This window comes from Veillonellaceae bacterium, assembly GCA_025992895.1.
Classification (GTDB): Bacteria; Bacillota; Negativicutes; order Veillonellales; family Dialisteraceae; genus Dialister.
Map to the genome: position 1 here is coordinate 1,131,567 of DAJPGA010000001.1, position 13,601 is coordinate 1,145,167.

A 13,601-nucleotide genomic window follows, 5' to 3' on the forward strand; every position below is an offset into this window, starting at 1 on the left:
AGACCCGCCCTTCTGGGCGGGTTTTTAAATGCCCGAAGAGCAGTAAATTAATTGTCAACTGTTAATAAAATCTAGTTGACATAAATAAACCAAGTGACTATAATAATTCAAGTAAATCACTACACGGAGGGGTTCTTATGGGAAATAATCATTCTGTACGCATGCAGGTCATGTGTGCTCTCTTTACAGCAGTCTGCGCCGTATTCTCGCAGCTGACAATACCGATCCAGCCGGTGCCGATCACTCTGGGATCCTTTGCCGCTCTCATGGCAGGCGGATTCCTTGGCAAGCGCTACGGTTTCCTGAGTCTTGTCATCTACCTGCTTCTTGGCATGGCAGGTGTTCCTGTATTCTCCATGATGCGCGCAGGCGTTTCCGTCATTGCGGGACCATCTGGCGGATTCATCGTCGGCTTTGCAGTCATGGCATTCATTGTCGGCCTTGTCGGTGAAAAGCTCGGCTTCACGTTCAAGAACATGCTCCTTGGTACTGTACTTGGCACGGCAGCCTGCTATACGATGGGCCTGGCATGGTTCATGTTCCTGACCGGAAACGGACTCTGGGCTTCCATGCTTCTCTGCATGTTCCCGTTCCTGCCGGGGGATATCACAAAGATCGTTCTGGCCTCTTACCTGATCAGCAGATACCGCAAGAGACTGATCGGAACCAACTGATTCATAAGACCGTTCCCCAGGGAACGGTTTTTTCATAGGAGGAAATATGAAAGATGCAGTAAAGGCCATCTGCCGCATATGGCGCCCAGAGTGGCAGGGGATGCTGATGGGCAGGCTGACATATAAAAAAGGAAATGGAGAAAATAAAGCGTATGAGGAAATCATCCGCGATGGGAAACTTCTCCGCGTGGCCGTCCGCGGCAGGGAAAGCGGGGAATTTCTTGAACTCATCCTTTCAAAACCTTCCGCTTCCAAAGAAGGAGAGAAGCGGCCCGATGAAGCCGCCTTCTGGAAATCATTTTCCGCAGATGAAGTCAGAGCTTACAGCAGAGAGCTTGGCGACCATAATGAAATCCATTACACAGAGAAACCCGTCGTCAGCGGATTTCAGATTTTTGAATCCGTGATGGAAAAGTACCCTTCAGAGAGCATGAAAATTTCATTCCATCATCCCGTCTTCAGTGGAGAAGAAGTATACTTGATGGAGAAAGACCAGAAAATTGAAGGATACACGGATCAGTTGTGCTTTGTGGCGGTGAGATTATGATAAACAGGAAGGTATATATATTAGGAGGACTCCGGTCGCATATCGGAATCCGGTATGGGATTTTCAAGTCAGTAAGGCCCGAAGTGCTGGGCGGTCGTGTGGCCGCCGAACTTTGCAGAAGGTACAGCGTCGTGCCGGACCTTTGCATTTGCGGAAATGCAGTGGGACCCGGAGGAAATATCGGAAGACTGCTCCTTTTGGAGGGAGGTTTCCCTGAAAGGGTGACTGCTTTTACGCTTGATCTACAGTGCGCGTCCGGCCTTGCCGCCATCGATATGGCCGCAGGCAGGATTGCTGCAGGGCAGTGCGATGTCGTCCTGGCGGGCGGCGCAGAAAGCGCATCCCTCCAGCCGAAAAGAATATATGCCGATCATGATGAAAGGGCGAAGCTTAGGAATCCGGAATTTACAGCAGCGCAGTTTATGCCGGGAGAATTCGGGGATGATGTCATGCTTCTTGGGGCAGAACGTGCTGCCAAAGCGGCAGGCATTACGAGGGAAGAAGCGGATGAAGCGGCGCTTAGAAGCCAGATGCTTGCCAAAGAAGCATCTGAAAATGGAATATTCCGGGATGTCATCCTGCCTCTCTTTGGAAGTACAAGGGATGAAGCCATCCGGCCCAGGATGAGCCAGAAGCTTCTGGCTAGGGCGCCGCGCGTGACGGATTTCCCGGCTGGGATTCTGACGGCCGCCAATTCCTGCACAATGAATGACGGAGCCGCTTTCCTTCTTCTTGTTTCTGAAGCATGGGCGGATGAACATGAAGTCACGCCTGCTTTTGAAATCGCAGATACGAGGCTCATCGGCAGTGATCCCAAGGTGCCGCCCCTTGCGGCGGATGCGGCAGTATCGGAAATGCTTGCGGACAATCAGCTCACTTACGAGGATATCGATGCTTTCGAGTATAATGAAGCGTTTGCCGTCATCAGCGCGCATTTCATGAAAAAGCATCCTGAGGTGGCCGGACGTCTCAATCAGGCAGGAGGCGCTCTTGCCTACGGGCATCCTTATGGCGCATCCGGCGCTGAGATCATGATCCATCTGATGGAAATCCTCCGGGAGAAGGAAGGGCGTCTTGGCGCGGCTGCCATTCCCGCTGCCGGCGGTGTCGGTGAAACCATCCTTGTAAAGCGTACGGAGGCGGAAGAATGAAATTATCCGATTATGTGATCCGCTGGGGAAAGGAAAGGCCGGACCATGCTTTTCTTTCTTTTGATGGGAAAACGATCACTTATGGAGAAGCAGATGCTTTTACAAAAGAAAAAGGGAGATCTTTGCCTGAAGAAGTGCACGGGAAGGTCGTAGCTCTCTACCTGACGGATGCGGCAAGCCAGGTGCTCTGGTTCCTTGCCGCAGAAAGAGCAGGGGCCGTTCCGCTTCTTGTCCATGAATACATCAAAGGGGAAAGGCTCAAAGAGCTCTTCGATGCGCGCCCGATTGATTTCCTTCTGACCGACAGCGAAACGGGAGGCATCTCCGTTTCAAGAAGGGAAGACGGGCTTTTCTGTGGAAGAGTCAAGGATACAGGAATCACAAGGAAAGAAGGCGTTGCCGTCCTGACTTCTGGAAGCAGCGGCCTTTCCAAAATCCTTTTCCGCCGCGTGGAAAGCTGGGCAGATTTCTTTCCCGTGCAGAACAAGGCTTTTGGTGTGGACGGGGATTCCATCCTGTATACGCAGGGATCCATGGCTTTTACGGGAAATCTCAACATGCTCTTTTCCTTCATGGCAGAAGGCGCGGTGATTGCAGGGACGATGAAAGTCCTTCCGCGCACATGGATGAAGGAAATCATATCGCTCCATGCAACGCATATTTACATGATACCTTCCAAGCTGTATCCTCTTTCAAGAATGAATGGGACATCGGACTCTGTGAAGTATATCCTGACCGGGTCCCAGCTCATGACCGAGCGGATCCTGACCGGCCTTAAAAAGCGCTTCCCAAAATCTGATACCGTCATGTACTATGGCGCATCGGAGCTGAATTATGTTTCCTGCATACGGGGAAGCAAGATCCTTGAAATGCCTGACAGCGTGGGGAAACCTTTCCCGGGCGTTAATGTCACGATCAGGGACGGAGAAATCTTTGTGGAAAGTCCGTACATGGTCGAGGATATTCCTCTTCCCTTCACCTGCCATGACCTGGGCTATTTTGACAAGGACGGATGGCTCCATTTCACAGGAAGAAAAGAAGATGTGTACAATATCAAGGGAAATCACATCAGCCGCCAGCGCGTCATTTCCCATATCCTCATGACTGAGGGGATCGATGAAGCGGAGCTTCTTGCCGTTCCATCAGAAAACGGGCTGCGCCTTATTGCCTTTGTCGCAGGGGATAATGTGCCGGATACCAGGACGATGATACGGAAACTTCATGAGAAGCTGGAAATCTGGGAGATTCCCCACCGTTTCATCCGCGTCAAATCCATTCCCAAAAGATCGACGGGAAAGACAGATAAAGATGCACTTTTGAAAATTCTTGAAGAATCAAAAGAATAAAAATAAAAAGAAGCTCTGGCAAAGTGACTGCACATTTCGCCAGAGCTTCTTTTTTATTGAAAGAAAATAGAACAACTATTCCCATATAAAAATCCTTGTGCTATAATATGGAATAGAAAAAATGTTCTAGGAGGAAGAGATGGACATAGAAGACAGACTGGATATACTGGCAGACGCAGCGAAGTATGATGTGTCCTGCTCTTCAAGCGGCTCATCGCGGCCCAATCGGCCGGGCGGCCTGGGGAATGCCCATTACAGCGGCATCTGCCACAGCTGGACGGCGGACGGACGCTGCATTTCGCTGCTGAAGATCCTGATGACGAATTCCTGCATTTATGATTGTGAATACTGCGTGAACCGGAGGAGCAACGATACGCCGCGAGCCATGCTGACGCCCGAGGAAATCGTGCTTTTGACGATCGAGTTTTACCGCAGGAACTATATAGAAGGACTTTTTCTTTCATCCGGTATCGTGAAGTCGCCGGATTATACGACGGAGCTTTTGATTCGCACGGCGAAGCTTCTCCGCGAAAGGGAGCATTTCAATGGGTACATCCACATGAAAGGAATTCCCGGAACGGATCCGAAGCTTTTGAACGAACTTGGCCGCTATGTGGACAGGGTGAGCGTCAATATAGAGCTTCCTTCGGAAAAATCGCTCCATCTTCTGGCACCGCAGAAGACGAAGCAGGCCATCATGGCGCCGATGAAGTTTTTCCGTGACTCGATCAGGGAAAACAAGGAAGAAAGGAAGAAATTCAAGAGAGCGCCCTCCTTTGTGCCTGCCGGACAGACAACGCAGCTCATCGTGGGAGCCAGCGGGGAAAGCGACCGGCAGATTCTCCTTCTGACGCAGGGGCTGTACCGCAAGGCATCCTTGAAGAGAGTCTACTATTCAGCGTACGTTCCCATCATGAAAGGGAAGAACCTGCCTGCTGTCAAAGCGCCGCCTCTCATGAGGGAGAACAGGCTCTATCAGGCGGACTGGCTGCTCCGCTTCTATCATTTTGACGCGGAAGAAATCCTGTCTCCAGAGGAGCCTGATTTCGATGAGGAGCTTGATCCCAAGTGCTGCTGGGCGCTCCGCCACAGGGAGCTTTTCCCGGTCGAAGTGAACCGCGCGCCTTATGAAATGATACTGCGCGTGCCCGGAATCGGCGTCAGGAGTGCGCTTCGTATTATGCGCCTTCGCCGCTACGGGACGCTCAATTTTGAAGACTTGAAGAATATAGGAGTCGTGATGAAACGCGCCCGCTACTTCGTGACGATCAATGGGAAGTATTCCGCGCCGGGAAGTCTTGATGGCATCGATCTAAGGAATGCGCTCATATCGGGCAAAGCAGCCGCAGAAGTCCGCCAGATGAGTCTTTTCGGCGGGCAGTCATAGCTCCTTGGGGAGGATGCATGTATTACTACTATGATGGCACATACCCGGGATTTTTGACGGCCGTCTATGAGATCTACCATTACGGGACGAGCAAACTTGAAGGAATCGGCCCGGAAGGAGGAGAGGTCCGTCTTTTCGGGGCGGATTTCATTGTGAGGACAAATTTCCTTTATGCGGAAAAAGTGGCGGCAAGTTTTGAAAAGAAGTGCGGCAAAAAAGGCATCCGCCAGGTGTACCGTGCTTTTCTTTCCGCAAGGCCGGAGAAGGAAATGAAAATTTTTGAGTACATGCGCCGCGGCTTCAAGACGGGAAAGGACCTGTATTCTTACTGGAAGGAGCCATGGGCGAGGGAAATCCTGGAAATGGGACGGGAAGTAGGAAATGAAGCGGAGAAGTTCCGCGGCATCCTCCGTTTCAGCGAGCTGGAGGAGGGGATGCTCTTTGCTTCCATCAACCCGACGCACAATGTGGCGCCTATCCTGGCAGAGCATTTCAAAAGCCGGCTTTCGGCTGAATCCTGGGCGATCTATGATGTGAACCGGCAGATTGCGGCCGTGTACGAGGAAGGCAAGGTATCGATTGTTGAGGTCGAAGATCCGAATCTGGAGCTGAAGGTCAGTAAGTCAGAGGAAGACCTCCGGCAGATCTGGCGGAATTATTACCGGCATCTTGGCATCGAGGACAGGAGAAATCCAAGAGAAAGGATGCTCTACCTTCCGAAAAAGTACTGGCCGTACCTGACGGAAATGCAGGATCCCTATAATGTACAGGATGTCAGCATGAAGGGGCTTCCTGAAAAGAAGAGGCCGAGGAATGTCAATCTGAACATATCCGGGCGCGAGTTTGAAAGCGCGCTCCGTTCTGTGCAAAGAAAAGCCGGCATCCTTGAAAAAGGACTGCCGGAAGGAAACAAGAAAAAGAAAGACGAGGAATCCTAGCTGAGAGAACGCGGTGATTTCCCGTAATAATGACGGAAGGATTTGTAGAAATTGCTGCTGTTGCTATAACCAAGGACGGCAGCAATTTTTTCTATGGTCAGATCCGTGTGGTCAAGGAGAATCTTCGCTTTCTTCATTCGTATGTCCAGGAGGAGCGAGGAGAAGTTTTTTCCGAACAGTTTGGGAAGAAGGCGGGAAATATAAACGGGATGATAGCCGAAATGCGCGGCAAGGTCTGAAAGTGTGACGGTATCCGAATGAGACTCCATATAAGAGAAAAGACGGATGGAAAGAGGATCCGTATCCATGATTTCATGAGACTTCCTGTATTCTCTTGCAATGTACATGATCATCGAAAGGATCAGCGGCTTCAGCACCTTCTGCGTATCTTCCTTCTTATTTGCATATTCAATGATCATAAGATCCAGAAGATGATGGATCGGAGAATCCTTTGGCAGGGAAAAATGAATGAATTCATCGGAGTATGCATTGGTCGTCGGATCCAGGAAAAACCGGACGAGAGAAGCATCTGATGAAATCGGGCCCAGGTAATCGCGAAGGAACGTCTCCCTCTGGATGAGGACGCCTGCAATCACAATATCTTCCGCGCTGTCACACCTGAGCGCATATCCGCTGTAGGGCTGTCCGACATAGCAGTCGCCTTCCTTCATGGGAACCGTGTGGTCATACTTGGCAGAAACGGCTTCGTAATCACCGTAGTAGGCAAAATTGATAAAGAAGAAGTTCTGCCGGTGAAACCGTTCCTGGATGTGATTCCCCTTGAACGCGCAGACCATGACTTCTTCATCAGGCTCACCGAGCCACTGCGAAATGATTTCCGTGTTCCCGCTGACTGGTTCGGGGCGGAAATCCCAGTGAAGATGCGGAAAATCCTCGGACAGCTTTTCTATCGCATCCGAAAGCATGCGTCCTTTCATAGTATCCCTCCTGAGGTTAATATTTAACACTAAATATGTTAACATAAAGCGCTGATGAAAATCATCAGTGATTTTATACTATAGAAGATCCCCGGGAAGATTGACTTAATATTGGTTTAGTTGTAAGTGACTAATCAGCAGGAGGAATCAAATATGTACAACTTCAATTTCTATATGCCGGCAAGAGTTCTCTTCGGTGAAGGCAAGCTCTCTGAACTTCATGAACAGAAGCTTCCGGGAAAGAAAGCACTGATCGTGACATCAGACGGCACATCCGTCAAGAAGTACGGATACCTGGATGATGTAAAGCATGAACTCGATCTGGCTGGCGTTTCCTATGAAGTCTTTGATGAAGTCCGCCCGAACCCGACAAGCAAAAATGTCATGGACGGCGCTGAAAAGGCGAAGAAGACCGGATGCGACTTCGTGATTGCCCTGGGCGGCGGTTCTGTCATGGACTGCACGAAGTGCATTGCGCTCATGATGACGAATCCGGGCACCATCTGGGACTACAGCCTCTCCCTTCACGGCGGAAAGAAGGAAGCTCCTTATGCAGCTTCTCCCATCGTTGCCATCACAACATCAGCGGGCACAGGCTCTGAAGTCGATATGGCCTCTGTCATCACAGATGAAGCAACACAGGAAAAGACAGGGATTTTCTTTGAATCCATGTTCCCGTGCCTCTCTGTTGTCGACAGCCGCCTCATGATGAGCGTTCCGCAGAAGTTCACTGCTTATCAGGGAATGGATGCCTTCTTCCATGCCGCTGAATCCATGATCAACAAGAATGAACATACGATGGGAAGAATGTTTGCCTTGCAGGCAATCGAACTCATTGCAAAGAATCTGCCAAAGGCTTATCATGATGGAAGTGGTATGATTCAACAAGAAAGACAGAATAATATCATAAATATATTAGGAGGTCATTCTTATGCCATGTAAAACCAAAGCGTCCCCGGAGGAAATGTTAGACCAGATTGCTTCATATCTCTATCAGGGTGTTACGATTACCCAGGCAGCTGAAAATCTTCATATGAGCCGCATAACATTCAGGAAATGGGTCCTCCGGTATAAAGAGGAGGGCTTTAAGGGATTGCGGCCCAGGCAGCATTTGTCTTACTACTCCAATCAGATGAAGATCCAGGCCGTAAAGGAATATCTTAAAGGCGGTGTTTCCATGCTTTCCGTCTGTGCCAAATACAGAATTTCCGGCACACTCTCCCTTAAAACATGGATTGAGGCGTATAATGAGCATAAGTTGACAGACCTCGTTTCTGAAGGAGGAGATCTTATGGGCAAACGCCAGCAATCGGTCAAGGAAGAGCGAGTCAGAATCGTTCAGGAGTGCATCGCCAGTGGATGCGATTATAACAAGATAGCCAAGAAGTACAACATGTCCTACCAAACGCTCTACACATGGGTAAAAAAGTTCAAGGAAATGGGCGAAGTTGGTCTTGAGGATTACAGAGGAAAGCCGATCAGGCTCCAAACGCCCCGGACCGAAGAAGAACAGCTGCGTCAGGAGAATGCCAGACTTCTTGAAGAACAGAAGGATCTTATAGCAGAGATTGCCCTGCTAAAAAAAAAGATGGAGATAGAGGAAAGGTTGCGTTCCTCGAAGGATTCAGCCTTACTCACCTTCTCAGAGATTTTAAAGCCATAAAAGAAGTCCATGAAGAAACCAACATCTCCATAGAAAGTCTCTGCCGACTCTCAAAGGTCTCCCGGGCAGCTTATTACGGATGGCTGAATCATATTAAGAGCGGCCGTGAACTGCTGAGAGAAAAGGTCGCACAGGAGGTCATGAAAACCCATCAGGAATATCCGGATATGGGATACCGCCGGATTAACGATTGGATCAAGAAGGATGACAACATCAATATAAATGTAAGCGACAGTCTGGTTCTTCGTATCATGCGGATACTTAATATTAAGTCCGTGATCAAGTACAAGACCGATGGTTGCACTCGTAACGCAAAGGATCCAAAGTACATTTTTGAAAACCTGCTGAACCGTGACTTTGATGCCGGCGTGTCCAATGCAAGATGGATGACGGATGTCACTGAATTCAAGTACACAACTGCTGATGGAGTTTTGCACAAGTTATATTTAAGCGCGATTATTGACGGCCATGATCGCCGGATTGTCTCTTATGTCATCGGCGACAGGAACAATACTGCACTGGCTTTTGAGACAATGGAAAAGGCACTTAAAGAGAATCCTGGAGAACATCCAATGATTCATACCGACCGCGGATTCCAGTATACAAGCAACGGATTCCATAAGATTGTTGAAAAAGCAGGACTGGTTCACAGCATGTCCCGTGTAGGCTGCTGTGCAGACAACGGTCTGATGGAAGGGTTCTGGGGAATGCTGAAGCGCGAACGTTACTACACACGTAAATTCACCAGCCGTAAAGCAGTGGTAAGCATGATCAACGGCTACATCTACTTCTACAACAACAAACGCATTCAGCGCAAATTACATCTTTTAGCTCCAATGGAAGTATTCAACGCAGCTCCAATGGCTGCATGATTAAGATTAAAGTACGATTAGATTTTTTATGATATTTATTTGTCTGTATTAACAAATCCGCACCAGAAGCGACCGTGAAGCAAGAACGAACATGGCTCTTGCCAATACGCTGGCAGGCTACTACATGCTCTGCACATCCGAGCATACGATGGAACATGTCATGGGAAGCTTCCATGACGATCTTATCCACGGAGCCGGCCTCATCATGATTTCTCATGCATACTTTGATTTCTTTGCAGAAAGAAAGGCAGCTGAGCAGCCGATGATCGATATGGCAAAGGCCATGGGGGTCAAGGATGCAGCATCCGGAAAAGATTTCATCAAAGCACTTGACGAGCTGATTGCCAGTGTCGGCTGCAGTGATCTCAGGATGAGCGACGCAGGCATCACGAAGGAAGAATTGAAGAAGTATCCGCAGAAAGTGCATGAAGTCCTTGGCGGCGACATTACGGCAGATCCTGTTCTGCTCTCCGATGAGGATTACCTTGCCATCTACGAAGCTTCCTATAAATAAAGAAATGAGGAAAAGGATAATATGACTGAACTTGAAAAACTGGAAGCCGGGCTTCCTTATGATTTCAGAGATCCCGAAGTGGATGGAAGAAAGCTCCATGCAGTCAAAATGTGCAAAATTCTTAATGAAACAGATCCGACGGATTATCCGGCATGCGAAAAAGCCATCCGCGAGCTTTTCGGAAGCGTTGGAAAGAACCCGGTCGTTCTCCCCAGGTTCAATTGTGATAACGGAAAGAATATCCATGTGGGGGACGATTTTCTGACCAATTACAATGTAACAATCCTGGATATTGCACCCGTCACGATCGGAGATCATGTCATCATTGGACCAGGCACGCAGATCATCACAGTCAATCATCCTTTGTCCCCGTCAGGCAGAAGAAAGAGCCTTGGCATTGCAAAGCCTGTAACGATCGGGAATGATGTATGGATCGGCGGGAATGTCGTCATCGTTCCGGGCGTTACGATCGGAAACAATGTCGTCATCGCGGCCGGTGCTGTCGTGACGCATGATGTGCCGGACAACTGCCTTGTGGGCGGTGTTCCTGCCAGGAAGATCAAGGATATTCCCAATGACCTTGAAGAGGAATGATCGTCTGGCTTATCAATTCTGAATTGGAATATTTGCAGGAAAAGCCGGGAGCCTCCTTATGGATGGCAGCCCGGCTTTTATTGATGAATCCATTTTTTAAAAGGAATGTGGATTTTTAATGATAAATAGTCATTAGCAAATATACCTAAATTTTTGTCTTGGGATATGATTCCGATTTCCAGAATCTTCTGAAAGTTAGGCTCTATCGATGAACAAATTGTTCGGCATTGCATAAAATATTATGAGCCCCTTGGATAATTCATGAATAAGTGCTACCATTATATATAGAAAAGCGCTTATTTATAAATGGTCGTCTATAAATGAACATAAAGGGAATGTGTTCAGGGAGGTGATGGCTCAGGAAGAGCCGCTGCGGAAAGTTACACAGCGCTATGCTTGTACTGGATTTATCAGCAAGAATGTTTTCTGGAAAAGCCGGATAAGAGGCGGTGGATACAGAGATCAGCTGAATAAATGGGGAATACGATGATTGAGGAAGCGCTTATGGCGCGGATATGAGTTTAATGATGGAATGAAGGCGTTACTATGCATGTTTTAGATGATTTCCTTATTTATTATTTGCAGAGATTTGATAAATACTGTTTTGACGTAGTGATCCGTGACAAGGAATACAGGATTGGTAAGGGAGAGCCTGTATGCCGCGTTATTTTCCATAAGGACATCCCGAAGAAGGAACTCCTGACTTCTACGTCTCTTGCTCTCGGGGAAGCGTACATGAGAGGAGATATTGAAGTCGAAGGGGATATGTTCACGGTCCTTAAAGGACTCCTCGAGCAGATCGATCAGTTCTCGCTGGACAGGAATGCCGTTGCATCCCTTCTCTATCCGCCGGAAGACAAGTCGACACAGAGGGAAGAGGTATGCTCCCATTATGACCTTGGCAATGATTTCTACAAGCTCTGGCTCGATCCGACGCTGAGCTATTCCTGCGCTTATTTCAAGAATGACAATGATACGCTGGAAGAAGCACAGAAAAACAAGGTCCATTATATCCTGGAAAAGCTTCACCTTGAAAGGGGCATGAGTCTTCTGGATATCGGATGCGGCTGGGGCTACCTTCTGATTGAGGCTGCCAAGAAGTACGGCGTCAAGGGATATGGATGCACGCTCAGCCATGAACAGTGGGAAATGGGACAGGAAAGGATCAAGGCGCTCGGGCTCGAAGGCCAGGTACAGATCGACCTTCTCGATTACAGGGACCTTCCGAAGAAGGGCATGACATTCGACCGCGCTGTCAGTGTCGGCATGCTGGAACATGTCGGCCGCTCGCAGTATGAACGGTACATGAGTGTTGTCGAGCAGGTTCTGAAGGACAAGGGTCTTTTCCTTTTGCACTTCATCAATGGCAGGGACAAGGTCAACAGCAATCCGTGGATGAGAAAGTATATCTTCCCGGGCGGAACGCTTCCTACCATGTATGAAATGCTCGAAATTGCGTATAAGGGCCAGTTCCAGCTTCTGGACGTGGAAAGTCTTCGCCGCCATTATTACAAGACGCTTTCTTGCTGGTATCATAACTTCCAGAAGGTACGCGGACAGGTGGAAGCCAAGATGGGCAGCGAATTCGTCCGCATGTGGGATCTTTATCTCTGCGGCTGCGCTGCTGCCTTCTATATCGGATACATCGATGTGGACCAGATGCTCTTTACCAAGGGAACCAATAACGATCTCCCGATGACAAGATGGTATTAAGTCCCTTGAGGAAATGTCACAATATATCAAAAATTTTTAATCTATTTTGATATACATTTCCATCTTTTTGTGGGATAATATTTATAGATATGAATGAAGCACAGGGTTTCATTCATATTTTCTACAGTTTTTGGTTATCTCTGAAGGGGGTAAGGAACATGGCAGTAGAATTTTACAAATGTAACGTATGTGGAAATGTTCTTGCGGTGATCACGAACGGCGGCGGCACAAGCCTCACCTGCTGCGGCAAACCGATGGAACACCTGATTCCGGGATCGACAGATGCAGCTGCTGAAAAGCATGTACCGGTTGTAGAAAAAGGTGAAAAGATGCTCCATGTACAGGTCGGATCCACTCCGCACCCGATGCTGGAAAATCACTACATCGAATGGATCGCTATGGAATGTGAAGGCAGACTCCACTTCAAATATCTGAAACCGGGCGACAAGCCGGAAACAGATTTCCATCTTGTTGAACATGGCACGGTTTATGCATACTGCAACCTCCATGGTCTCTGGAAAACTGAATTCTAATCCATCATGAAAACGGGTCTCCGCAAGGGGATCCGTTTTTTCGGCCTAAGCAATAAAAAAAGAAACAAAATCTGATTTTCTGTCAGCATCTTGTTTCTTTTTTGTTTATACTCTTGAAATATTTCGGGATGGGTACATAATAATGAAAGGGGGAATCAGAGATCTTTCCTCTCTTTCCTCGGAACCGCATGGAGATGTACATAGGCATCGCGGAGATGGACAGGGAGTTCAGTTTCATCCATTCCTGCCGGAACCTTTGTCGTTCCTGCGCGCTTGGCGGTTTCATAGTACCAGATTTTATATTCGACCATGCCCATCATGTCCTCAAGCTCTTCCATTTTCTTTCTGAGGAGTTTCTTCTGGTGGGAGAGGATTTTCAACCGGGTATCGATTGTCTTCTGGCCGTCATTGGGAAGACGGATGAAGTCGCGGATTTCCTTCAGGGGAAGGCCTGCTTTTTTCAAGCACTGGATGAGCCGGAGGCTCGCAAAATCTGAATCACGGAACATGCGCATGCCTCCGCTGGAACGTTCCAGTTCGGGAAGGAGTCCTTCCTTATCGTAATAGCGGAGTGTAGAAGCTGGAATTCCTAAAATTTTGGCTGCCTCGCCGGCGGTATAGAGCATGATGGCCCTCCTGAAAGATTTTTGAATCAAGGTCTTGACTTAAAGTCGATTTTAACATTTAGAATAGACTTGAACTTAATTGAATTATAAATCAATTATGTCCAT

Annotated in this window: 15 protein-coding genes; 13 read left to right on the forward strand and 2 right to left on the reverse strand. The window is 48.3% G+C overall.

The window, feature by feature from the left end:
- The first annotated feature begins 137 nt into the window (after nucleotides 1-137).
- The 6 genes from OIM03_04670 (at nucleotide 138) to OIM03_04695 (ending at nucleotide 6,043) form a co-directional block, all read left to right on the forward strand.
- A complete protein-coding gene (locus tag OIM03_04670) occupies nucleotides 138-674 on the forward strand; it encodes a biotin transporter BioY (GenBank protein ID HJI73570.1) in 537 nt (178 codons plus the stop codon).
- A 46-nt stretch (nucleotides 675-720) separates the two neighbouring features.
- A complete protein-coding gene (locus OIM03_04675) occupies nucleotides 721-1,221 on the forward strand; it encodes a MaoC family dehydratase (protein HJI73571.1) in 501 nt (166 codons plus the stop codon).
- Nucleotides 1,218-2,372, forward strand: a complete 1,155-nt coding sequence (locus tag OIM03_04680) for a thiolase family protein (protein ID HJI73572.1) — start codon at nucleotides 1,218-1,220, stop codon at nucleotides 2,370-2,372. The genes OIM03_04675 and OIM03_04680 overlap by 4 nt, the downstream gene beginning before the upstream one ends.
- The gene (locus OIM03_04685; protein ID HJI73573.1) at nucleotides 2,369-3,718 is read left to right on the forward strand and encodes an AMP-binding protein; all 1,350 of its coding nucleotides are present in this window, start codon (nucleotides 2,369-2,371) and stop codon (nucleotides 3,716-3,718) included. Before OIM03_04680 ends, OIM03_04685 begins: the two co-directional genes overlap by 4 nt.
- A gap of 139 nt (nucleotides 3,719-3,857) precedes the next feature.
- Nucleotides 3,858-5,105 (forward strand): putative DNA modification/repair radical SAM protein, encoded by a 1,248-nt coding sequence (locus OIM03_04690; protein HJI73574.1) that lies wholly within the window; start codon nucleotides 3,858-3,860, stop codon nucleotides 5,103-5,105.
- 17 nt (nucleotides 5,106-5,122) lie between these two features.
- The gene (locus OIM03_04695) at nucleotides 5,123-6,043 is read left to right on the forward strand and encodes a TIGR03915 family putative DNA repair protein (protein ID HJI73575.1); all 921 of its coding nucleotides are present in this window, start codon (nucleotides 5,123-5,125) and stop codon (nucleotides 6,041-6,043) included.
- Here the strand turns inward: OIM03_04695 and OIM03_04700 are convergent.
- Complete coding sequence (locus tag OIM03_04700) at nucleotides 6,040-6,981, reverse strand: helix-turn-helix transcriptional regulator (GenBank protein ID HJI73576.1); 942 nt, start codon at nucleotides 6,979-6,981, stop codon at nucleotides 6,040-6,042. The two genes, OIM03_04695 and OIM03_04700, sit on opposite strands and share 4 nt — an antisense overlap.
- 153 nt (nucleotides 6,982-7,134) lie before the next feature.
- On the opposite strand from OIM03_04700, the gene OIM03_04705 reads away from it, so the two are divergent.
- From OIM03_04705 to OIM03_04735, 7 genes are all read left to right on the forward strand, one after another.
- A complete protein-coding gene (locus OIM03_04705) occupies nucleotides 7,135-7,923 on the forward strand; it encodes an iron-containing alcohol dehydrogenase (GenBank protein HJI73577.1) in 789 nt (262 codons plus the stop codon).
- Nucleotides 7,924-7,945: 22 nt separating this feature from the next.
- Nucleotides 7,946-8,644, forward strand: coding sequence for a helix-turn-helix domain-containing protein (locus tag OIM03_04710; GenBank protein ID HJI73578.1), 699 nt, complete (start codon nucleotides 7,946-7,948; stop codon nucleotides 8,642-8,644).
- Between the two features lie 29 nt (nucleotides 8,645-8,673).
- Nucleotides 8,674-9,516, forward strand: coding sequence for an IS3 family transposase (locus tag OIM03_04715; protein ID HJI73579.1), 843 nt, complete (start codon nucleotides 8,674-8,676; stop codon nucleotides 9,514-9,516).
- Nucleotides 9,517-9,571: 55 nt separating this feature from the next.
- Nucleotides 9,572-10,030 carry an iron-containing alcohol dehydrogenase gene (locus OIM03_04720; GenBank protein HJI73580.1) on the forward strand — a complete coding sequence of 153 codons (459 nt, stop codon included), beginning with the start codon at nucleotides 9,572-9,574 and terminating at the stop codon, nucleotides 10,028-10,030.
- A 21-nt stretch (nucleotides 10,031-10,051) separates the two neighbouring features.
- The gene (locus OIM03_04725; GenBank protein HJI73581.1) at nucleotides 10,052-10,624 is read left to right on the forward strand and encodes a sugar O-acetyltransferase; all 573 of its coding nucleotides are present in this window, start codon (nucleotides 10,052-10,054) and stop codon (nucleotides 10,622-10,624) included.
- Nucleotides 10,625-11,170: 546 nt separating this feature from the next.
- On the forward strand, nucleotides 11,171-12,337 hold the full coding sequence (locus OIM03_04730) for a cyclopropane-fatty-acyl-phospholipid synthase family protein (protein HJI73582.1): 1,167 nt from the start codon (nucleotides 11,171-11,173) through the stop codon (nucleotides 12,335-12,337).
- A 158-nt stretch (nucleotides 12,338-12,495) separates the two neighbouring features.
- On the forward strand, nucleotides 12,496-12,870 hold the full coding sequence (locus OIM03_04735; protein HJI73583.1) for a desulfoferrodoxin family protein: 375 nt from the start codon (nucleotides 12,496-12,498) through the stop codon (nucleotides 12,868-12,870).
- A 155-nt stretch (nucleotides 12,871-13,025) separates the two neighbouring features.
- Here the strand turns inward: OIM03_04735 and OIM03_04740 are convergent, their stop codons facing one another.
- Nucleotides 13,026-13,496 (reverse strand): MerR family transcriptional regulator, encoded by a 471-nt coding sequence (locus OIM03_04740; protein HJI73584.1) that lies wholly within the window; start codon nucleotides 13,494-13,496, stop codon nucleotides 13,026-13,028.
- Nucleotides 13,497-13,601 lie beyond the last annotated feature (105 nt).

Coding starts and splice junctions, on each gene's coding strand:
- OIM03_04710 (HJI73578.1), top strand. CDS start 7,946: ATGTTAGACCAGATTGCTTCATATCTCTATCAGGGTGTTACGATTACC.
- OIM03_04700 (HJI73576.1), bottom strand. CDS start 6,981: ATGAAAGGACGCATGCTTTCGGATGCGATAGAAAAGCTGTCCGAGGAT.
- OIM03_04680 (HJI73572.1), top strand. CDS start 1,218: ATGATAAACAGGAAGGTATATATATTAGGAGGACTCCGGTCGCATATC.
- OIM03_04685 (HJI73573.1), top strand. CDS start 2,369: ATGAAATTATCCGATTATGTGATCCGCTGGGGAAAGGAAAGGCCGGAC.
- OIM03_04725 (HJI73581.1), top strand. CDS start 10,052: ATGACTGAACTTGAAAAACTGGAAGCCGGGCTTCCTTATGATTTCAGA.
- OIM03_04690 (HJI73574.1), top strand. CDS start 3,858: ATGGACATAGAAGACAGACTGGATATACTGGCAGACGCAGCGAAGTAT.
- OIM03_04705 (HJI73577.1), top strand. CDS start 7,135: ATGTACAACTTCAATTTCTATATGCCGGCAAGAGTTCTCTTCGGTGAA.
- OIM03_04695 (HJI73575.1), top strand. CDS start 5,123: ATGTATTACTACTATGATGGCACATACCCGGGATTTTTGACGGCCGTC.
- OIM03_04670 (HJI73570.1), top strand. CDS start 138: ATGGGAAATAATCATTCTGTACGCATGCAGGTCATGTGTGCTCTCTTT.
- OIM03_04730 (HJI73582.1), top strand. CDS start 11,171: ATGCATGTTTTAGATGATTTCCTTATTTATTATTTGCAGAGATTTGAT.
- OIM03_04675 (HJI73571.1), top strand. CDS start 721: ATGAAAGATGCAGTAAAGGCCATCTGCCGCATATGGCGCCCAGAGTGG.
- OIM03_04740 (HJI73584.1), bottom strand. CDS start 13,496: ATGCTCTATACCGCCGGCGAGGCAGCCAAAATTTTAGGAATTCCAGCT.
- OIM03_04735 (HJI73583.1), top strand. CDS start 12,496: ATGGCAGTAGAATTTTACAAATGTAACGTATGTGGAAATGTTCTTGCG.